We start from the raw sequence: 22493 nt of genomic DNA, 5'->3' as shown, positions 1-22493 counted from the left end.
GACGAACCGCTGGTGTTCGGGTTGTCATGCCAATGGCATTGCCCGGTAGCTACGTTCGGAATCGATAACCGCTGAAAGCATCTAAGCGGGAAGCGAGCCCTAAGATGAGTCATCCCTAGGAATTTAATTCCTCTAAAGAGCCGTTCGAGACTAGGACGTTGATAGGCATGGTGTGTAAGCGTTGTGAGGCGTTGAGCTAACATGTACTAATGACTCGAGAGGCTTAACCATACAACCCAGATGGGTTTTACAAAGAAGCCTTAGACAGAATATMRACACTTAATGAAGTGTGRACTCAAACAAAGCAAATCAGCTTTYCRAATTATTATTAACGTGRKCCAGAGATGGACACGGTAATAAACAGAATTTGCTTGGTGACAATAGCCTTGTGGAACCACCTGATCCCATCCCGAACTCAGAAGTGAAACGCAAACGCGCCGATGGTAGTGTGGGGTCTCCCCATGTGAGAGTAGGTCATCGCCAAGCGCCTAATTATCTCATTGAGATGTAACCAAGCCAGCTGAATAAGCTGGCTTTTTTGCGTCTGTAATTTGTTAAATACAGCCTAGTGTCTATTTAATTCGTCAGTTTCCCTCCTATTTTTCTCTCGATAATCCCTTTTTTACCTTCCACGACACGAATAATTTGCACCATTTGGCTTTATATCAATTCTATTAATATCCGCTACAACTGTTCTATCAGATTCAGTTCCGGAGAATAAGGCGGCAGTTTTATCTCAGATGATAAAATCTTCTGCCATCTTTGTTTGATGCCCCCGCACAGTCCATCATGATCGCGGTATAGCGGCTAAAGAACGTAGCCACATAAATTAAGGCGAGGTGCCACTGTATATGCAAAAGGCGCTATGATGGCTTTGGATGGCGAGTAAGGGTGGTTATTTAGGATAGCCCTGATGAAACAAGCGATAAATATTGGCTTTTTAAAATGTGATACCAAACTCAGACTGAGTGAATGTTAGCAACGTTCTTTCCCATCAACTGATCACCTTATGAAGATAAGTTTTGCTGATGTACGAAGGCGTTAAGACACAATGGACAAACGAGCGTTTCGTATAAGCAATGATGGGAATTGGTATTGTGTGGTTTTCACGTATACACTTTTTTACATTCCCCATCTAGCATCAGCTTTTAGGTTGAAATTTCAATGGAATTGCGTGGCTTATTGAGGTTATTGTCGCTATTGCTGTGTATGCCATTACTGGTGAATGCTGATCGTTTCATGGTGTCTAGTGCTAAACTTGCGGATCAAGATGTTAGCGTCAAGTCTGCTGTGATAGTCCGTTATTGCGTTGATCCTGATTGGTTGCCCTATGAAGGAATACGAGAAGGTAAGCATCTGGGGATTTCATCGGACTATATTCGTCATGTTGAGTCACATTCTTCCCTTAAGTTTCAGCTAGTGCCGACATCTTCTTGGACCGAAACTTTATCTTTGTTGCAAAGTGGTCAGTGCGATTTAACCCCTATGTTGAATAAAACGCTAATACGCGAAACTTATCTGCACTTCAGTGATGTCTATTTCCGCTCACCAAATGTGCTCGTTTCACTTAAAGAACAGCCTTTTCTGCAAGGATTGGAGAATATCAATACGCGTATTTTAGCCGTGCCAAAAGGTTATCGTTTAGCCGAGTATATTCAGCATTATTATCCTCAGATAGAAATGCTTACTGTTGCCAGTGAACCTGCGGGATTGCAGTCGGTTCTGGATAAACGTGCAGATCTGTTTGTTGGGTCAATGTTTTCGGTTAATGCTTACATTCAACAAATGGGATTTGATCATTTAAAAATTGCGGGTTGGGGCGGGCCGGAAGATGAGTTACGGATGGGGGTCGCTTATGGTCAAGAGTCCTTGTTACCTGTGATAAATAAAGCCTTAAACACTGTGAGTGAGCAAGAGCGGATCACGATTTATCAGAAGTGGAATAATGTGACTGTGATAGATGAGACTAACTATTCGCTTGTGTATCAAATTATCTGCGCGACGTGTCTGTTGCTCCTAATGTTGGGGGCGAGAACTTACTTTATGAGTCAATATAATCGAAGATTAACCGATAAGAATAAGCAGTTGGAAACTTTACGCGAACAGCTTGAAGCGTCAAATGCCGAACTCGAATTTTTATCTACCCACGACCCCTTAACTAAATTGTATAACCGACATTACTTTAATCGCTTTTTTATTAATAACGAGCAGCATGATAAATCCGCTGGGGCAGGCATGTGTCTTGTAATGATTGATATCGACTACTTTAAAGAGATTAATGACACGCTAGGGCATAACGTCGGTGATCGGATCCTTGAGCAAGTGTCACAGGTATTACAGCACTGTGTGCGTGATTCTGATGTGGTCGCACGTTGGGGTGGCGAAGAATTTGTGATCCTCTGTCAACAGTCATCATTGCCATTAGTTGAAAGCTTGTGTGTGCGGATTGCGCAGAGGATTAACAATTATCAATTTACTGACAATGTTCACTTAACTTGTAGTTTTGGTATCGCTAAGCTCGCAGAAAACGAACCTATACAATTGTGTTTTGAGCGGGCAGATCGAGCCCTTTATCGTGCTAAAGCACAAGGGCGCAATCAAATGTGCATCGACACGTAAGGGGTTACTCAAGACTGATTTGTGGTTATTTGGGTAAAAGACTGCGATTGAAGTGAGTCGCGGATGTCATCTCTATTTTGGAGATAGGTATAACATGATTGTTCTAGCATCCATGCTTGCAGGTTAATGTTTGATGTTTGTACTGACGATATGATAGAAATCCCTTGAAAATCGCTTTATCCCATTAAAATGAGGTTTATTTAAGGTTTTTTATTGATTGAGTGAAAAATAAGCTAAAGTGTTTTACTTATCTGTTTTAGTTCGTGTTTATGGCTATTTACCTAAATTATTACGCGACTTTATCGTGAAAAAGTACTCTAGCCATTTGCGCCGAGCAGGGTTCCAATTTACAATATGCGCCTAAAATAATCTGATGTGCGGTGTGTCGGTGTTTGTCGCATACTCCGTCTACTTCTTAAACTACTCATTAAAGTTGAATCATGACCGAATTATCCAAATACAGAAACATTGGTATCTTCGCTCACGTTGACGCGGGTAAAACCACGACCACCGAGCGTATCCTTAAGTTAACAGGAAGAATCCATAAAGCCGGTGAGACTCACGATGGCGAATCTACCACTGACTTCATGGTACAGGAAGCTGAGCGCGGTATTACTATTCAGTCTGCTGCTGTAAGTTGCTTCTGGAGAGATCACCGTTTCAACGTTATCGACACTCCAGGACACGTTGACTTCACCGTTGAAGTTTATCGTTCTCTGAAAGTGCTTGATGGCGGTATCGGTGTATTCTGTGGTTCAGGCGGTGTTGAGCCTCAATCAGAAACTAACTGGCGCTATGCGAACGAATCTGAAGTTGCGCGTATTATCTTCGTAAACAAGTTAGACCGTATGGGTGCTGACTTCTTACGCGTAGTTAAGCAAACTAAAGACGTATTAGCTGCTACTCCACTGGTTATGGTTCTGCCAATCGGTGTTGAAGACGAATTCACTGGTGTTGTTGATCTGTTATCTCGTAAAGCATACGTGTGGGATGAGTCTGGTTTACCAGAAAACTTTAATATCCAAGATGTACCTGCTGACATGGTTGACATGGTTGAAGAATACCGTGAAATGCTGATCGAAACTGCCGTTGAGCAAGACGATGCTGTGATGGAAGCGTACATGGAAGGCGAAGAGCCATCTATCGAAGATATCAAGCGTTGTATCCGCAAAGGTACTCGTACTATGGCTTTCTTCCCAACATACTGTGGTTCTGCGTTCAAGAACAAAGGTATGCAACTGGTTCTTGATGCTGTTGTTGATTATTTACCAGCACCAGACGAAGTTGAACCACAGCCATTAACTGACGAAGAAGGCAACGAAACTGGCGAATTCGCTATCGTTTCTGCTGATGAGCCATTAAAAGCGTTAGCGTTCAAAATCATGGATGACCGTTTCGGTGCCCTGACTTTCGTACGTATCTACTCAGGCCGTCTGAAGAAGGGTGATACCATCCTGAACAGCGCGACTGGCAAGACTGAACGTATCGGCCGTATGTGTGAAATGCTAGCTGATGACCGTATTGAAATTGAATCTGCTCAAGCTGGCGACATTATCGCTATCGTGGGTATGAAGAACGTTCAAACTGGTCACACTTTATGTGACGTGAAACACCCAGTTACCTTAGAAGCTATGGTGTTCCCAGAGCCAGTTATCTCTATCGCAGTAGCGCCAAAAGATAAAGGCGGTTCTGAGAAAATGGGTATCGCAATCGGTAAGATGATCGCTGAAGATCCATCATTCCGCGTAGAAACTGACGAAGATTCAGGTGAAACCATCCTTAAAGGTATGGGCGAACTTCACTTAGATATCAAAGTAGACATTCTGAAGCGTACTTATGGTGTTGAATTGATCGTAGGTGAGCCACAAGTTGCTTACCGTGAAACCATTACTCAAATGGTTGAAGATCAATATACTCACAAGAAACAATCAGGTGGTTCTGGTCAATTCGGTAAGATCGAATATATCATCCGCCCAGGTGAGCCAAACACTGGTTTCGTGTTCAAATCTTCAGTTGTTGGTGGTAGCGTTCCGAAGGAATTCTGGCCAGCAGTTGAGAAAGGTTTCGCGAGCATGATGAACACAGGTACTATCGCTGGCTTCCCAGTGTTAGACGTTGAGTTCGAATTAACTGACGGTGCATTCCACGCAGTTGACTCATCAGCAATCGCGTTCGAAATCGCTGCTAAAGGCGCTTTCCGTCAGTCTATCGCTAAAGCTAAACCACAACTTCTTGAGCCAATCATGAAAGTTGACGTGTTCAGCCCTGATGACAACGTGGGTGATGTGATCGGTGACTTAAACCGTCGTCGCGGCATGATCAAAGACCAAGTTGCTGGTGTAACAGGTGTTCGCGTTAAAGCTGACGTACCGTTATCAGAAATGTTCGGTTATATCGGTACTTTACGTACAATGACTTCTGGTCGTGGTCAGTTCTCTATGGAGTTCTCACACTACAGCCAATGTCCAGCTAGCGTAGCTGAGAAAGTTGTTGCTCAAGTTAAAGAACGTAAGGCTGCTGAAGCTAAGAAGTAATTCTTAACTTACCTTAAAAACCGCTGTCGGCCTCTAGGCTCGCAGCGGTTTTTTTATGGGAGAGATCCAACTGTAATCACCCGCTACGGCTGACGAAGTTTCGTATCCCGTTGTTTAAAATAATGTGATTGGTATTAGTTCTTGCTTTATCTTCTCAGCGTTCAGTTTTTTGTTTACTCAATTCAAGCAAGGCCTTGGCCGCCGGTGTTAAAGGTAAACTTTGGCGCCAAATAAGCGCCAGATCCCATGTCATTGCGGGCTGCATAGGTTTAAAGACCAGTTTGCTGGTGCTTAATCGATTGCAGATAGGCTCAGGTAAAATAGCGACGCCCATATCGGCTTCGACCATGGCGGCGAGGAAATCCCACTGGCCGCTGCGAAAGGCAATATTGAGTTGAACACCTGCTTTGCGACTGAGGCGATTAATCAGTTTAGCGAGGGAGAAGTCTTCGTTATAGAGGATAAAAGGATAGGGCTGGAAGTCCTGCCATTTTAAGTGGTCTTTCTCGGCTAAGGGATGTCCTTCAGGCAGGCATGCGAGTAAAGGGTACTTAGTCAGGGGTTGGTTGACGAGTTCTGTCTCATGGGTCGTGGGGAGCGCGGTAAAGGCGATATCGAGACTGTTATTGAGCAATGCTTGTTCGCAGCCGAATCCACCGTACTCATACATGTGTAGTTCAACTCCCGGATAACGCTTACGATAGCTAGTGAGCAAACCAATAATAAGACTGCTCATCATAGGACATACACCCAGTCGCAACCGCCCCGATTTAAGACCGCTAAGGTTACTCATGTCCTCCTGCAGTCTATGCCATTGGCCGAGGATTTCCCGTGCACTGTGCTCAAAGAGCTGACCAGCTTGAGTTAACTCAACCTTTTGGTTATTCCGGATCAGCAAGGTTTCACCAAGGCTTTCTTCAAGTCTCTGGATTATTTTGCTTAGTGTCGGCTGGGTGATAAAACATTTCTGCGCGGCGCGGGTAAAGTTTTCAGTTTCCACTAAGGTCAGAAAACACTGTAAGGTCTTGATTGGGATGTTCATGCTCAAATGGAATCCATATTATGGAATTTATTCATTTTACTAATGATAGCCTAAGTATTACTTTGACCTTGTTAACAAAACAGGGGAATACCGATGAAATCAAGTTCAAGTCTGTGGGTAGGTGCTTTGTGGCAGGCGGCTATGCCTGTGGCAAAAGATGTGCAAAACGCTAAAGCGGCGCAAGTAACTAAAACGGCTCCAGCGGGTGATTTGCATAAAGCAAAACAACAAGTAAACCCAGCCTAGGCTGGGTTTTTACTTTTCTGCGTTTTAGATTCTGCTCTTATTTTCATTTCCCTCGATTCTCACTTTGCCTTTTTAACTTCTGCTCAATCCCTTCCTTGGTGAAAGTACTGTTCAGCAACGGACGCTGAACCAGCGATAGACGTTTAGTCTTATATTTACTTGAATACTTATTACTGGCTCTAAGCTAACTCATTAGGATTGGATGCTTAAATAGCAAAAAAGCCACCCTAATCAATTCGGGTGGCTTGGCTTTGCAGGGGATGGAGATTTACTTGCCGGAGAATTGATTCTCGACGAGTGGTTGCTTGTTTTCGGCCTGAGCGACATGGCATTGAGTACAGGCATAGTTATGTCCGTTAACTGTGCCTTTATCATCAATCACGTGGGACTTAGCTACTGGTGTGGCTTTCATGCGTTTTGCCTTGTCCCAACTATGGCAGCTTAAACAGCCATTTTTATCTAAGGTGATCTTGTAATCGTCCTTATGTGGGATGAGCGGGGGTTGCTCGCTAAAACTGCGCTCAATGGCGGAGCCGCGACTAGGATAAATCGCCATAGCATCGGCTGGGCGAATGTCGGTGATCGCCATGTTTCCTGCGAGGGATTGAATATTAACTGGTGCTACGTTGGTGTCGGTTTGCTGGCCTGAACAGCCGGTAATGGCGACGAGTAACGCAGTTAAGGTGAGTATTTTTCTCATTGGTTATTCTCCGCCTTGAAGACTTTCACTGGGCATTTTTTAAAGTCAGTTTCTTTTGACAGGGGATCGGTTGCATCCAATATCAGTTTGTTGACTAACTGGCGCGCATCGAAGAAAGGCATAAATACTACGCCGCGTGGCGGTTTGTTACGGCCTTTGGTTTCAACTCGGGTTTTCACTTCACCGCGCGGTGAGGCCACTATGACTTCGTCACCACGTTGTACGCCGCGAGCTTTCGCATCTTCTGGATGCATGAAAATCTGCGCGTCGGGGTAGGCACGGTAAAGCTCTGGTACGCGGGCTGTCATCGAGCCTGTGTGCCAATGTTCCAGCACGCGGCCAGTCGACATCCACAAATCGTATTCTTCATTCGGCTCTTCGGCGGCGGGTTCATAGGGCAGGGCGAAAATCACCGCTTTGCCATCTGGCTTGCCATAGAATTTAAAGCCTTCACCCGCTTTGACATAAGGATCGCTCCCCTCAACGAAACGGCGCAGCGTTTCTTTGCCATTAACGACTGGCCAGCGTAGGCCGCGGGTTTCGTGGTAACGGTCAAAGTCGGCTAAATCGTGGCCATGGCCACGACCGAAAGCTGCATATTCTTCGAAAATACCTTTTTGCAGGTAGAAACCGAAGTGTTCGCTCTCATCGTTTAATTCGGCTTTGCAATCGGAAGTTGGGAACTTGTCGATCACGCCATTGGCAAATAGCACTTCATATAAGGTTTTATCCGCGTATTCCGGTTGTTTGGCTATCAGTTCGGCTGGCCAGACTTCGGAGACTTTGAATCGTTTCGAAAATTCGACTAGTTGCCACAGATCTGAGGTTGCGCCTTCTGGGGCTTTTACTTGCTGATGCCACATATGAGTACGGCGCTCGGCATTGCCGTAAGCTCCTTCTTTTTCAACCCACATTGCCGTTGGCAAAATTAAATCTGCCGCCATAGCTGTGATGGTTGGGTAGGGATCTGAAACTACGATAAAGTTTTCTGGATTACGGAAACCTGGATAGATTTCATCGTTGATGTTGGGGCCTGCCTGCATATTATTGGTACACATTGTCCAGTAGCAGTTGAGCTTGCCATCTTTGAGCATTCGGCTCTGGAGTACGGCATGGTAGCCAGGTTTGGCGGGAATTGTCCCTTCTGGCACTTGCCATAGCTTTTCGGTAATGGCGCGGTGCTTGTCGTTAGTGACTTCCATATCGGCGGGTAAACGGTGGGCGAAAGTACCGACTTCACGGGCAGTCCCGCAAGCCGAAGGTTGACCTGTTAATGAAAAAGGACTGTTACCCGGTGTGGCAATTTTGCCCGTGAGCAAATGGATGTTGTAAAGCATGTTGTTCGCCCACACGCCGCGAACGTGTTGGTTAATGCCCATGGTCCACAGACTCATGACTTTAACGTTAGGGTCGGCATAGGCTTTGGCTAAAATCTCCAGCTTCTCTGGCTCGACGCCACTCATCTTGGCGGCATATTCCAGCGTATAAGTGCTGACAAACTTGGCATACTCGTCAAAGCTAATGGGCGTGGATTTACCATTGCCTGGATTTTTAGCTTTTTTCTCTAATGGATGTTCTGGACGCAGGCCATAGCCTATATCGTCAACGCCTAAGGCAAACTTAGTGTGTTTGGTAACAAAGTCGGTATTAACTGCTTTATTTTCAATAATGTAATTGGCGATATAGTTGAGGATCACTAAGTCCGACTGTGGGCGGAACACCATAGGGTTATCGGCTAAATCGAAGCTGCGGTTCTCAAAGGTCGACAGCACATGCACTCGGCACGTTGGACTGCTTAAACGTCTATCGGATATTCTTGCCCACAGAATTGGGTGCATCTCCGCCATGTTTGCGCCCCAGAGCACAAACTGATCGGCGGCTTCTAAATCGTCATAACAACCCATGGGCTCATCGATACCGAAGGTGCGCATAAAGCCGCCTACGGCTGAGGCCATGCAGTGGCGCGCATTAGGATCTATATTGTTGGTAAGGAAGCCTGCTTTATGAAGTTTAGAGGCGGCATAACCTTCCCAAATAGTCCATTGACCAGAGCCAAACATACCTACCGACGTCGGGCCTTTGGTGGCGAGACTGTGTTTCCATTTCGCGGCCATAGTATCGAAGGCCACATCCCAGCTGACTGGGGTGAACTCACCTTCTTTATGGTATTTGCCGTCTTTCATCCGCAGCAATGGCGTGGTTAATCTGTCCTTGCCGTACATGATTTTTGATAGGAAATAACCTTTAATACAGTTAAGGCCACGGTTGACTGGACTTTCAGGATCGCCCTTAGTGGCGACCACTTTGCCCGCTTGGGTGCCCACTAATACGCTACACCCCACACCGCAGAAACGGCAGGGAGCTTTATCCCACTTGATACTGTCAGCTTGTTCGGCGGCTTCGACCATCTTAATGGGAAGTGTGACGCCAACGGCCGTCGCAGCGGCAACCGCTGCGTTGGCCTTGAGAAACTCGCGGCGGCTTATGCTCATAATATTTCCTCACTCTCTTGTACTAAGGGTTCTACTTGGTGGTAAATCAAGCTGGCAGATAACACGCCGGACAGGGCATTGATGGCTTCAATATTGTCAAGAATCGCTCTTTGGCTACTCCCTTCTAGGGTAACGACCAATTTTCCTTCGGGTGTAATTGCATGAATATCAGTACCCACTAATGCGCGGATATTGGCTTCAACCTGCTGTAAGGTTTTAGGCGTGGCATGCACCACAAGGCTGGTGACGTGGTATTCCTGACTCATATTGGATGACCTGTAGTAGCGTAAACTCGGTTACTTAAGATTAAAAAGGAGGGTAACCGAGTGCTGATACTGGCGAGTCTAGACCTGATAAAAAATGTGGGTATACCTCACAAGAGGTATTGAAAGCGATAGTCGATCCGGATCAAAGTTTTGCGAGTGATCTAACTCCCAGTTTGATATTTAAGCGGTTAGCACTGTCCTCACTAGGACATAGTGAGGAGTACATTTATGGAGAATACTATTGTGCATATCTGGAACCCGTGAACATTAACGGAAGCACAAGTGTGTAGATGGGAATCCAATACTTTTTTACCAATTACAGGTGTATATAAAATTTCTGGGTAAGAGCAATAGCTGACGTGCATGCTTGCGAAATCCTGCGATAGAACATATTTAGAAACAATTAGTTATATTCACATTGTTTAGTATGCATAGACGTTAATATCCCGTCAGCTCCATATAACCCGTACCTGTATGGCTGCCAGAGAGTTGCACTGGGCCTTCCCAGTAGGGCGTTGATAATGGCATAGCGCTATTGGGATTGAGCGGGGTGATAGTGAGATCGATATTTTCGCTGGGGATTTTGGCTTGCCAGCTAACGGGATAGTCGCCATTGACTGTGTGTTGCCATTTAAGAGGCGTTATCTGAATGTCATTGGGATTGTCAGTGGAATTGATGTTGCGCCCAGTGCCATCGGCAAACATTCTTCTGGCGCTATAAAATGCTGAGATAGGTGCATTCTTTGCGGACTCTGCCGGAGACTGATCCCGTAGCTGAAACAACATTAGCGTCGAGCCATCATTTAACCTCAGCGCGAACCAATCCCAGCCCTGTTGCGTTTTAGTGAGAAATTGCGAGCTCCATTCCCTGTCGAGCCAACCTTGGCCTGTGACTCGTTCCACTTTGCCATAGCGGTTGATTTCACCTGAAATTTCAATAAAGGGCTGGCTGTAATAGTAAGAGGCCACTTGGCCGTCGCGGCTTTTAAGGCTATAGCCGTTAACGCCTTGGTATTGCAGTGGCGCTTGGCTATTAAGCTGAAGTCGATAGCTAAAATCAGGATTCTCCACCGTTAAGGTCGCGGGAAAGAGTGCATTGGTTTCGCTCTGCCAGTGCCAGTTATCGAGGCGGATTTGATAAGGATCTAATTTTACCTCGGCAAACTCGCTATGACGGCGCGACCACTTTTCGTGAGCCAGATGAGTTTGACTCGAGGTTAATGCGCTGTGGGCCAAGTAAAGCTGCTGAGTCTCCCACGTGGATTCATTTTTAGCTATCACATCTGTTCCTTGCGGAACTGTTGTTTGTGGAGCGATTGTTTGCAGAGTTGTGGGTTTCAGGGCGACTCTAAACTGCGTCCACTGGGCGCCGAGTTGCTCACCTTTCTCTGTGGTCAAATTCGCGGTTAGATACCACCATTCTTGGCGAAAACTGTTATGTGCTAAGTGATCCCGCGGAAATTCAAATCTATAGCCGGGAACAACAGGCGTAAAAGCTAAATCATCTTGATTAGTCGAGGTTTTCCCCACCACATTGGCCATGGATTTGGACTGAGTGTTTTGCGTCGATGGCGTTTTATCACAGCCGCCGATAAGCATTAACCCAATTACTGCCCATACAATACTGAGTGTTTTCATCACAGTGTCTCCTGCTGCAGACTGGCGACCAGTGGCTTGCGGGTTTGCCAATACAGCGGTAAGAGTACGGCTAAGGTGCAGGTGGTTAAGGCAATCAGTATTGCATGGCCGTAAGCTTGCCAATCCCAAATCATTTTTATCGTCCAGCCAAAGGCTTGCAAGGTGATCTTATTAATAAGTAGGTAACCTAATAGCGCGCCCGTTGGCATAGCGAGCAGGCAAGTGATCAGTACCACAATCAACATTTGCATAAACACCATACCGCGCAGAGCATTACGACTGACGCCGAGGGAATACAGTCGTGCCAGTGGCGCTTGCCTTGCCTGAGTCAACATTAAGCAGGCACTAAAGAGGCCAATTGCGGCGACAATCAAGGTTAAACTATTCAGCACTAAGGTAATGGAAAAAGTGCGTTTAAACATAGCGATAGCTTGGGTTTTAATCTTAGTTTGGCTGTAGATTTGCGCTTGGGATAAACCTAGCTCAGTCGCCAGTTGGACTTGTAGTTGATCCAGTTCTGCTTCACTTATCCTACTGCCTTGCTCTTTACCGCGAAAACTTGCCGCTAAACTCACCGGCAGTACAGGTAACTGGGCCCGTTGCCAAAGTGGCTGGCTGATAATGACCTCGTTTCGGGTATTGCCGTGGTCATAATAAATGCCGCCAATAATGGCTTTGCTGTTACCTGTTTTCTCAAGCACATCCAATGACACAGTATCACCAAGCTGTAATTGGTATTTGATGGCTAGAGGTTCGCTCACCAATACAACGGGTGCATTAAAGTAGGATTGCCACAATGTGGGCAGGCTTTCCTTAAGCGCACTGGTGTGCCGAGTCGAAAATTCATCGCGGCTGAGTAGGCTCACCGGAATCGTCTGCTCGCTCGGATTATCCGTTGAAACTGGCAGTGAAAGCTGGGCTTCAATCTGCCACTGCTGATAAAGACCGCTGACTCTTGGATCGTGCATCAATTGGGTTTGAATAGTGTCGATACGCTGGCTTGGTGGGCGGATATAGAGATCGGCATGCAAGCGAGTTTCTAGCCAAGATCGCAGGGTTTGTTCGAAGCTTCCAACGAGGGTGTTCATCGACACATTGGCACTGAGCGCCAGTAAGATCGCCATCATTGCAAGGGAAAGCGGTGCAATAAGCTCACGGGTTTCGGCGAGCAGATATTGCCATAATCCAGGACGCGCCAAGGGCATTAACGCACTGACGCCCCAATGCAATAATTGTGGTAACAATAAGGGAATAGCGATAGCGACGATACCGAGCAACACTAAGCTGATGTTATAGCTTTGGCTGAAGGGAAACAGCAATGCCGCTAAGGTCAATAAGCCACAGGCTAAGGCAAATTGAATGCTATGGGTTTTGCGGTGTGCCTGCATTTGCTGATAACGATTCGCCCCTTGTGCCAATGCTTGGCGCGTAAGATCTAAATACAAGGGCAAGCAAGCGGCGAGCGCGGCAATTAAAGTGAGGGCAATTGCCTCAAAAAGCCAAGTCCATTGCCAAATACCGGGGAGTAAGTGGGCGCCATACATTTGCTCTAAGGTCATGGCGACCATAGGTTGCAGCCAGTGGCTGAGTTGCAAACCACTGATAAAGCCCAGACTTGAGCCTATGACAACTAACAAAATTAATTCGAACATCAGTGCCGTCATCAAGGCGCGGCGCTCTATTCCCTGTTGTAATAACTGCACTAACAGTTTTTGCCGTTTCATTAGGCTGTAGCGCACACCGTTATAGGCGATAAAGAGGCCGACAACGAAGGCTAACATGCTCATAGCATTAAGATTAAGGTGAAAACTGCGGGTCAGCGCTATCAGCGCTTGGCCTTGATCTTGCTGGCTAAAGCTGGCCTTTTGCGGCGTAATCCCTAAAGCGTCGAGTTGGGATTTTAGTTTAGGTAGGTTTTCTCGCTCACTGAACATGGCGATATAGCTCAATCTGCCTTGCATGTTTAGTAATCGCTGGGCGAGGGACATATCGGCCAAGATGGCGCTGCCGAGACCAAAACTGTCATCAATTGCAATGACATCTAAGGTGCTATTTTCTAAAACAAGTTTACCTTCTGGTGCCACTTTGGCAGCTAGGCTGCGGCTCATGATTACTGTGGCTGCGCCGTTGAGGAGATCGGCAAGCGGTAAGTCATTCATCTGTGGCGAGGTGGTTGATTGTGTGTCAGTTGAGGCGTTACTTCTCGATTTTTGTAGTGTTAATGCGGCGATCAAATCGCTGCCTTCCAGTTGCCAGAACTGACCGTTTTTACCGGAGATTTTGCCACTCACGACGGCAAGACTCTGACTTAATCCGGCTCGTCTCAAGGCGAAATAGACAGATTCATCTAAAGTGTTTTGTCCAAGGGGCGGCGTGAGTAGCACATCGGCGCGTTGACTCAGTAACTCAGTCGCCTCGCTATAACTGCGCACGGCATTGTCGTTGGTTGCCTTGACTCCAATGAGCAGAGTGACGGCTAAGGCGATACCGAGCAGAATGGCACCTGCTTGTATGGGCGTATGGCGATAATGGGCGATAAACACTTTTAGGCTGAGCCACGTCAGCCTAAGCCAAGTTGACTTTAGCCAAGTTTGCTTAAGCGCTGTGGGAGTCGCCTTAGTGAGCGGTTTATTGTTCATAGATAGCGACTGCACCTTGGGATAAATGTCAACGTTTTTGCATGAAAGCGGCGCATTCTTCGCTGTGGGTGACCATCAAGATACTGGTTTGGCTTTCCCGTGCCAGTTCACACAGTAATGCCATGACTTGCTTACCCGATACATCATCTAAGTTACCCGTGGGTTCGTCGGCTAACAATAAGGTTGGCTTATGGGCTAAGGCGCGGGCGATGGCGACGCGCTGTTGTTGACCGCCGGACAGGGCTTCAACTTGGCGGTGAAGTAATGGCATCAGTCCAAGTTTTTCAACCAGATAGTCACACCAAGGCGACCATGGCTGCGCGGTTAAACTTAAGGAGAAGGCGATATTGTCTTTCACGTTGAGTGGCGTGAGTAAGTTAAATTGCTGAAACACGACACCTAAGGAATTACGTCTGAAACGGCTCCACTCTTTATCTTGCCAAGTAGAGGTGGACGCTTGTTCTAGCAAGATTTCACCCGAGTCTGGCATTTCAAAACCGGCAATTAGATTGAGCAAGGTGCTCTTACCGCTGCCGCTGGGACCTGTAAGCGCCACGGTTTCACCTCTGTGGATCTGTAGATTAACCGCTTGCAGCACTTGATGATATTGCTCACCATCGCGAAAGCCTTTGGTGACTTGGTTAAGCTTAGCGACGTCGGCCATTGAGCAACTCCTTTATATCCATTGGCGGCGGGTGTGGTAAGCAGTGTTTCAAACTGCGGCTGCAACTTACTTAGTGGCCGCAATTTAGCATTGCCATTCTATGTTCAAGGTAAAGCATTTTCTATTCAGATAGATACTGATTTTTCTTGTAATAGGATCATCCACGGGGTAACAAAACATAAATCGTCATTTGGTGTAAAAATAGTCAACTGGATTAAATCCTCTGCGAACTGTGAGCAAACGGCTTGAGCTGACGTCGCATTTGTTGCATTCTGTGCGTCCTGTTAGCTTGGGAGTAAATCTCAATCTAGCAATCCGTTCGGATGAAGGTAGCAGGAGAGTGGGGAATTGACCCCACACCGACGAGGCAACTTTGGTTTTACAGAAGCGAGTCTTCTTATAAAAAACAAAGCACTCTTTCAGGTGCCGATAGGCGTGGACTGTTACTGGACGAGCCTCTGGAGAGACTACCAGTTGCACTCATTGTGCAATCAGGTGGCGCCGAAGGCGAAAGTGTCGTGGTGTTATTGTATAACCTGCGACGCGAAACGCTCAGGCAAAAGGACAGAGGAGAGGATGACTGCACAGTCCCTGTCGTTTGTCGTCGTGGGCTATTTTTACTCTTTTGCTTGAGATGGAGCACTTTTGCTCTTATTGAAAGCACTCGTGTAGAGCTCTCGCTTGCTACGCTTTTAGCGTTCAGCTTAGGCGATTCTCGGCCGAGATTAGGTTAAAATAGCTCGCTATAGCGTCCGACTGCGGCGCGTCACAGCCATTTCTTTTCCTCCTCCGTTTATTAATTTTGTTGTTTAATATTCGAGGAATATCATGAGTTTTCAAGCTTTACTTGCCAGTATTAATGGCATCGTCTGGGGCCCAATTACCCTTTGTTTGCTGGTGGGTACAGGGGTTTACCTCACTGTGCGTCTCAAGCTTATCCAAGTATTTCGTCTGCCGATGGCGATGGGATTGTTGTTTAAACCCGCCAAAGGTCATGGGGATTTATCTTCCTTTGCCGCGCTTTGTACTGCGCTGTCCGCCACTATCGGTACCGGTAATATTGTTGGCGTGGCGACGGCAATAAAAATGGGTGGCCCTGGGGCGTTATTTTGGATGTGGCTGGCGGCATTTTTCGGCATGGCGACTAAATATGCTGAATGTATGTTGGCGGTAAAGTACCGTACCACCGATGCTCGTGGGCAGATTGCGGGTGGCCCTATGTATTATATCGAGCGCGGCCTTGGTCTGCCTTGGATGGCGAAATTGTTCGCTCTTTTTGGGGTTGGTGTGGCCTTTTTCGGTATCGGTACTTTTGCACAGGTTAACGCCATCAGCGATGCACTGACGATTGCCTTTGAGGTGCCGACTTGGTTGACTGCAACTGTGTTGACTGTGTTAGTTGCCGCAGTCACTTTGGGTGGCGTAAAGCGCATTTCAAATGTGGCGCAAAAACTTGTGCCTGCGATGTCGATTGGTTATGTGCTGGCCTGCGTGTGGATCTTAGTCGGTTTCTCCGAGCAGATTTTACCCGCCTTAGCTTTAGTGATTGAATCTGCCTTTACGCCACTCTCAGCTGCGGGGGGCTTTTTAGGGGCGACAGTCGCACAGGCGATTCAAATCGGTATTGCCCGCGGTGTGTTCTCGAACGAATCTGGCCTTGGTAGTGCGCCGATTGCCGCCGCTGCCGCGAAGACCAATGAACCCGTTGAGCAAGGTTTGGTCAGCATGACGGGCACCTTCTTCGATACCATCATTATTTGTACTATGACGGGCTTAGTGCTGATCATCACAGGAGTATGGAGTGGTGAAACTGCGGGCGCGGCGATGACGAGTGCTGCTTTTGCTCTGGGAGGCTCAGCGCTTGTGGGTCAGTATTTGGTGACGATTGCGCTAGTGTGTTTTGCGTTTACAACGATTTTGGGCTGGCATTATTATGGTGAACGCTGTTGGTATTACTTAGTCGGTGAGCGCGGGTTACGCATGTATCAAGTGGTGTTTTTGGTGCTGATTGCGGGTGGTGCTTTTATCAAACTGGATGTGATTTGGTTGTTGGCCGATACGGTTAATGGTTTGATGGCTATCCCTAACTTGATCGCCATTGTGGGCTTGAGGCATATCATTATCGCCGAAACCCAAAGCTATTTTGCTCGTATCTTACCTAATCAAACCTTAGAGACGGCTTATTAGTGTTTTTAAAACAATAAATTACTTCACATTATTTTAACTTTAACATTGTCGCCACTAAATTCTTCGTTTACTTTATAAGTGCTATTTTTAAATGCAGTGCTTATAAAATCGAGGGCTTTAGGGCGACGCCATGGAAAAAAGTAAACTTCGTACTTTTCGCAGTAGGATTTTATCCCACATAGCCTTGCCTCTCATTTTAATTATGGCGAGTGTCTATGGTGTAAACGCTTGGTTTAGTTATATCTCCTCAGAGAATCGGCTGTACCATAGCTTGACACAAGAGGCGAGTCATTCAGCTTCTCGTCTGCAGTTTCTGCTCGAGCATGCGCAGGCCAACACCCAAGGCCTTGCTGATTTTATTGGTTTTTTGTCAAGTAAAGAAGACATGAATGACACTGAGAGTGTTAAAAGTGTCTTGATGAATCGAGTCAAACGTAACCCTGATTTTTTTGGCTCCGCAGTCGCGTTTAAACCTAATACCTTCCCCAATCGAAAGCTCTTTTCCCCCTATGTTTACCGCGATACAAGTGGTGGTAACGATTTACACTACCTCGATATTGGCGCTGAAGGCTACGACTATACCGATGGTACTTGGGATTGGTGGAGCAAGGCTATCAATCAAGCGAGCGGTTATTGGTCAAAGGCATACTTTGATGAGGGGGCGGGGAATATTCTGATGGTGACCTATTCGGCTCCTTTTGGTGAGGTCGGCAATTATTTTGGGGTCGCCACGGTTGATTTAGCTTTAGATGAATTGCCAAAACAATTGGGGATTGCACCAAATCGTCTGGTGGTTTTAGACGATCAAGGGCGGCTTATTTATCATATAGATAAAGAAAAAGTGCTGGCAACGACTTCAGCCCAGTGGCTCGATAAGAATAAAAATGCCGATTTTTGGACGCTACAGGATAAAAGGCTTGATGGTCAAACAAGGTTTGCTGATAACCAAGATGTTGTTTATCTTGCGAGTATTGCGACTGTACCGCAACTAAAGTGGCGTGTGATTGTATTAGCGCCAGAACAAGATTTATTCAACTCCCTGCTTGATGATCTAGCATCTATCATCCTCAATTTAAGTTTATTAACCCTCTTATTATTGCTGACCTGTTATCTCGCGGCGAAACGGTTAACTCGGCCGCTAGAGCTACTCGAGTCGGGTATCTTGTCCTTTGGACAGGGTAAAACTCAGCAGCTCATTGTACCTAAAGGTGCCGTGAGTGAAATTGTGACGCTGAGTACTACCTTCAATCAAATGGCGGAATTACTCGCAGAACGTGAACAAGCCATTCTTGATTCTCGCGGTAATCGCTTTGCGCGCCTAATTGATGGTATGAGTGATAAATCTTTCTATTGTTCCCTCGAACCTAATGGTCAACTCGCCCAGGTCAGTGAGGGGGTAACTAAGGTGTTGGGGATTACCCCTGATTTGCTCAAGCGCAAATATCAAAGGCTCTTCTCGGCTAATCCCCTCAATGAGAAGAACTGGGAATATACCGATTTAGCCTTAAAGGGCCAAAATGTGCCTTCGCACCAAGTGGAAATGCTGGATGAAAAAGGGCATTTAAGAAGGCTCGATGTGTTTATGCAGCCATTATTATCAGATACGGGTGAGTTAATGTCGGTGGAGATGTTATTTACCGATGTTACTGAGCAGTTTTCAGCGGCAGTCTGGTCAAATGCCGTACTAGAAGCCGCTCCAGAGGCCATGCTCATTGTCGACGAACTTGGGAAAATCGTCTTTACTAACAGTCGCTGTCAGCAGCTCTTTGGATACAAAACGGGCGCTATGCTGGGTTTGCAGGTTGAGGCGTTATTGCCGCAAGAGTTAGGAAACGGGCATGTACTTGAGCAGCAAACATTCCTGCGCGAAGGCCGCGATAGAGGCATGGCAAATGCCCGTCATGTTCGGGCTTTAAAAGCCGATGGTAATGAATTTATTGCGGAAATAGCGCTGAGTATTCTTCCCCCTGCCTTTGATGGACAAAGGCAAGTGGCGGCTTCAATACGCGATATGACGCAAAAACTGGCCGTTGAGCAGAAGATCCGTGATAGCGAACAGCGTTTTCGTGGCTTAGTGACTAATATTCCCGGCGCCGTTTATCGGACTCGTATCGCGGATGTATGGTTCATGGAATATATCAGTGACAATATTGCTGAGATTACGGGTTATGCAGCGAGTCAGTTTATTGAAAATCGCCAACGTACTTTTGCTTCGCTGATTTTAGAAGAGGATCGGCCTACATGTCATTTGCATATTGATAGGGCACTCGCGCAGCAAGAAACCTTTGAAGTGGAATATCGTATCCGCCATCGCGATGGCAGTGTGCGCTGGGTGCATGAGAAAGGTAAGGCAAGTTATACCGAAGAGGGCGTTCCACTTTGGTTCGACGGCAGTATTGATGACATCACAGAGAGTAAGCTTGCTATAGGGCAGTTGGAGGCTTCGCGCCTGCAATTGACCAATATTACAGAGTCTATTCCTTGTACCGTGTACCAATTGTTATGGCACTCGCCTACTGATCGCAGATTTACCTTTCTCTCTGGTGCGGCAATGAAAATGCTGGGGCTACATCGTGATGATCTTATTAGTAATTTTGACACCATCGCTGAGCGGATTTTTGATGACGAAAGGCCGGATGTCGTGCGAGCACTTTCGGGTAAGAGTGAAGATAGGTTTCAATGGATCCGCGAATTTCGTTATCGCCATCCCAATGGCAGCATACGTTGGATGGAGGCGGGGGCGAGCGGCCATGTAGAAGAAGATGGCGCCATTACTTGGAATGGGTATGTAATGGACATCACCCAACGCAAGAGCATAGAACAAGAGTTAGCCCTCAGTGAAGCGCACTTTAAGGCACTGTTCGATGGTGCGACCATTGGTATCGTCAATGTGGATGTTAAAGGCGTTATCTTAGATTGTAATGACCAATTCTGTGCCGATATGGCGCGGTCACGGGAGAGTTTACGCAATACCGCAATTTTTGAGGTCCTTAGCGCGCAAGATAAGCTTATTGCCAAGGCGCAATTTAAGGAATTAGTCGGTGGCAAAATTGACCATTATCGTGGCGAGAGAAGTTTTATTCGTCCTTCCGGTGCGCCTTTATGGATGACGGTCAATGTGTCGGCATTGTTAGATGCCCAAGGACAATTTGAATCGGCTGTGATCAGCATGGTCGATATGACAGAGCTTAAATTGCTTTCCGATGAACTGTTACTTGCCAAAGAGCAAGCCGATGCCGCCAGTAAAGCAAAGGGTGACTTCTTGGCGAATATGTCCCACGAAATACGCACCCCAATGAATGCCATTATCGGCATGTCCCAGCTGTGCTTACAGACCGAATTAGATAAAAAACAGAAAAACTATGTGGAGAAGATTGAGAGGGCATCGCAGTCTTTACTGTCTATTATCAATGACATTCTGGATTTCTCTAAGATTGAAGCGGGTAAGCTCGACATAGATTCAGTGCCATTTCAGCTCGATACTATGCTAGAAGATCTCAGCGATATGTTCTCTGAGAAAGCCGCCCACAAGCAGATTGAATTGTTATTTGCAGTCGCCCCTAACGTGCCGCGTTATTTATATGGTGATTCGCTACGCTTAGGTCAAGTGTTGATTAACTTGATGAATAACGCCATTAAGTTCACCGAGCGGGGTGAAGTATTACTGTCGTTAAATCTTGTTGAACAGCAAGATGATGATGTCGTGCTGCGTTTTAGTGTGCGTGACAGCGGCATAGGCTTAACTGAGCAGCAGCAAGCAAAATTATTTAAATCCTTTACCCAAGCGGATACTTCAACCACCCGTAAATACGGTGGTACAGGCTTAGGCTTGGCTATTTGTAAGCAACTCGTTGAACTCATGGGGGGCAATATTGGTGTCGAAAGTCAATTTGGTCATGGCAGCACCTTCTATTTCACTGTGAAGTTACAAATTTCCGAGGGCCAAAAATTAGTGCTTGAGCAAGAGCTTGAGGGCATGTCTGTGCTGGTGGTAGATGATAACGCGACCGCCAGAGACATAATGCGTACAACGCTCGAAAGTATGGGCTTTAGAGTCGATACGGTTCGTTCAGGTGAAGAAGCAATAAGCCGCTGCTTACTGCAGACCTATGAAGTGGCATTAATCGATTGGAAAATGCCTAATATGGACGGGTTAGAAACCGCCCGTCAGATCCAACTACAGGCTAAGTCTCAGCCTAAGATCTTGATGGTATCCGCCCATGCTAATCATGAATTTATCACTCAAATTGAGCAATTAGCACTGGCGGGGTACATAAGTAAACCCATCAGCGCCTCACGCATGCTCGATGGCATAATGAATGCGATTGGCCGTGAAGGCATATTGCCAGTGAGACGCCGCACTGAAGAGCTGGCGCCGCAGTTATTATTGCCACTTCAAGGGAAGCGTATCTTATTAGTGGAAGATAACGAGATGAATCTGGAAGTCGCCAGCGAGTTTTTAGAGCAAGTGGGGATTATTTTATCCATAGCGACCAATGGCCAAATTGCCTTAGATAAGCTATCCCAACAGCATTTCGATCTAGTGTTAATGGACTGCCAAATGCCGGTGATGGATGGTTATCAAGCCACTAAAGCGATAAGGAAAAGGCCTGAGTTGGCAAATTTACCTGTCGTCGCTATGACTGCTAATGCGATGGCTGGTGATAGAGATATGTGTCTTAGGGCAGGGATGAATGACCATATTGCCAAGCCCATAGAAGTGAATGTGCTCTATCAAACCCTATTGAAATACCTCGGATCTTCTTCTGGAATTTCTGCTGCGATAAGGGCGGAAGCCTCAACTCGGTTAACTTCGTCCAGCGCACAGGGTGAAGTCAGCAATGGCGCTGATCAAACGGTATTGCTCAAGTGGCCAGAACACCCTGAGTTGGATATCGATAGAGGTTTGCAACTGGTACAGCATTCGACGCGTCTTTATCAACGAATCTTTGATCGTTTTGTGAGCAGTCAACGTAATGTCGTGGAGCAGGTTCGCAAAGCGATAGCGGCGAATCAAGTCGAAGATGCCGTGCGTATCGCCCACACCCTTAAAGGCTTAGCGGGTAATTTAAGTTCGGCAAAATTGGTGGAATTAGCGCGTTTGCTTGAGTTGCATTTAACAGAGAAAGCGCCTTATGAAGATGAATTGGTTCAAATTCAACCGCTAGTGGCCTCTATCTGCGATGCGATTGAACAGGCTAAGCCTGTGATAGTGAATCAAGCCGAGCCCCAAGCGGTGGACTTGCTATCAGATGAGGACTTGAGAGCCGCATTACGGGTCTTACGTCAGAATCTAGATGAAGCCGATGCCAGCGCTGTGGCAAAAATTGATGCGTTAAAGCCGAAGGTGAGTAGTGCAATGTGGCAAACATTAAGCCCCGCTTTATCTATGATTAACCAGTATCAGTTTGATGAGGCAATCGACTTAATTGACGATGTGATTACACAGTTAGGATAGAAAGCGGT

Annotated in this window: 12 protein-coding genes, 2 rRNA genes and 1 riboswitch; of the genes, 7 read left to right on the top strand and 7 right to left on the bottom strand. The window is 46.6% G+C overall.

Features of this window, described 5'->3' with window-relative positions:
- The 4 genes from L5M51_RS10310 to fusA all read left to right on the top strand — a co-directional run.
- Nucleotides 1-231 (top strand): 23S ribosomal RNA (locus L5M51_RS10310); the annotation flags it as partial.
- A 139-nt stretch (nucleotides 232-370) separates the two neighbouring features.
- Nucleotides 371-486 (top strand): 5S ribosomal RNA (rrf, locus tag L5M51_RS10305).
- A gap of 678 nt (nucleotides 487-1164) precedes the next feature.
- Nucleotides 1165-2619: a diguanylate cyclase gene (locus tag L5M51_RS10300; protein WP_263172571.1), complete on the top strand. Its 1455-nt coding sequence runs from the start codon at nucleotides 1165-1167 to the stop codon at nucleotides 2617-2619.
- A 440-nt stretch (nucleotides 2620-3059) separates the two neighbouring features.
- Entirely contained in the window at nucleotides 3060-5153 is a 2094-nt protein-coding gene (gene fusA / locus L5M51_RS10295) for an elongation factor G (RefSeq protein ID WP_107402610.1), read from the top strand.
- A gap of 154 nt (nucleotides 5154-5307) precedes the next feature.
- Here the strand turns inward: fusA and L5M51_RS10290 are convergent, their stop codons facing one another.
- A complete protein-coding gene (locus tag L5M51_RS10290) occupies nucleotides 5308-6195 on the bottom strand; it encodes a LysR family transcriptional regulator (protein ID WP_105251505.1) in 888 nt (295 codons plus the stop codon).
- Nucleotides 6196-6288: 93 nt separating this feature from the next.
- Here L5M51_RS10290 and L5M51_RS10285 point away from each other — a divergent pair, with 93 nt between their 5' ends.
- Nucleotides 6289-6441 (top strand): hypothetical protein, encoded by a 153-nt coding sequence (locus L5M51_RS10285; RefSeq protein WP_081729124.1) that lies wholly within the window; start codon nucleotides 6289-6291, stop codon nucleotides 6439-6441.
- Nucleotides 6442-6709: 268 nt separating this feature from the next.
- On the opposite strand, the gene napB is transcribed toward L5M51_RS10285, so the two are convergent.
- The 6 genes from napB to L5M51_RS10255 form a co-directional block, all read right to left on the bottom strand.
- Nucleotides 6710-7141, bottom strand: coding sequence for a nitrate reductase cytochrome c-type subunit NapB (gene napB, locus L5M51_RS10280; RefSeq protein ID WP_263172570.1), 432 nt, complete (start codon nucleotides 7139-7141; stop codon nucleotides 6710-6712).
- On the bottom strand, nucleotides 7138-9633 hold the full coding sequence (gene napA / locus L5M51_RS10275) for a nitrate reductase catalytic subunit NapA (protein WP_113939719.1): 2496 nt from the start codon (nucleotides 9631-9633) through the stop codon (nucleotides 7138-7140). Before napA ends, napB begins: the two co-directional genes overlap by 4 nt.
- Nucleotides 9630-9899 carry a chaperone NapD gene (locus tag L5M51_RS10270; RefSeq protein WP_071940060.1) on the bottom strand — a complete coding sequence of 90 codons (270 nt, stop codon included), beginning with the start codon at nucleotides 9897-9899 and terminating at the stop codon, nucleotides 9630-9632. The genes napA and L5M51_RS10270 overlap by 4 nt, the downstream gene beginning before the upstream one ends.
- A 438-nt stretch (nucleotides 9900-10337) precedes the next feature.
- Nucleotides 10338-11537: a lipocalin-like domain-containing protein gene (locus L5M51_RS10265; protein ID WP_263172569.1), complete on the bottom strand. Its 1200-nt coding sequence runs from the start codon at nucleotides 11535-11537 to the stop codon at nucleotides 10338-10340.
- Nucleotides 11537-14176: an FtsX-like permease family protein gene (locus L5M51_RS10260; protein ID WP_263172567.1), complete on the bottom strand. Its 2640-nt coding sequence runs from the start codon at nucleotides 14174-14176 to the stop codon at nucleotides 11537-11539. The genes L5M51_RS10265 and L5M51_RS10260 overlap by 1 nt, the downstream gene beginning before the upstream one ends.
- Before the next feature lie 28 nt (nucleotides 14177-14204).
- Nucleotides 14205-14840: an ABC transporter ATP-binding protein gene (locus L5M51_RS10255; protein ID WP_263172565.1), complete on the bottom strand. Its 636-nt coding sequence runs from the start codon at nucleotides 14838-14840 to the stop codon at nucleotides 14205-14207.
- A 448-nt stretch (nucleotides 14841-15288) separates the two neighbouring features.
- Nucleotides 15289-15418, top strand: a riboswitch (glycine riboswitch).
- Nucleotides 15419-15668: 250 nt separating this feature from the next.
- Between L5M51_RS10255 and L5M51_RS10250 the strand changes: the two genes are divergently transcribed.
- Entirely contained in the window at nucleotides 15669-17027 is a 1359-nt protein-coding gene (locus L5M51_RS10250; protein ID WP_105251512.1) for an alanine/glycine:cation symporter family protein, read from the top strand.
- A gap of 130 nt (nucleotides 17028-17157) precedes the next feature.
- Nucleotides 17158-22485 carry a PAS domain S-box protein gene (locus tag L5M51_RS10245; RefSeq protein ID WP_263172564.1) on the top strand — a complete coding sequence of 1776 codons (5328 nt, stop codon included), beginning with the start codon at nucleotides 17158-17160 and terminating at the stop codon, nucleotides 22483-22485.
- Nucleotides 22486-22493: the final 8 nt, after the last annotated feature.

The organism is Shewanella sp. SM73 (assembly GCF_025653795.1).
GTDB lineage: Bacteria > Pseudomonadota > Gammaproteobacteria > Enterobacterales > Shewanellaceae > Shewanella > Shewanella oncorhynchi.
Note: the sequence above shows the minus strand (reverse complement) of the source record. Positions and strands in the feature narration are given on the sequence as shown.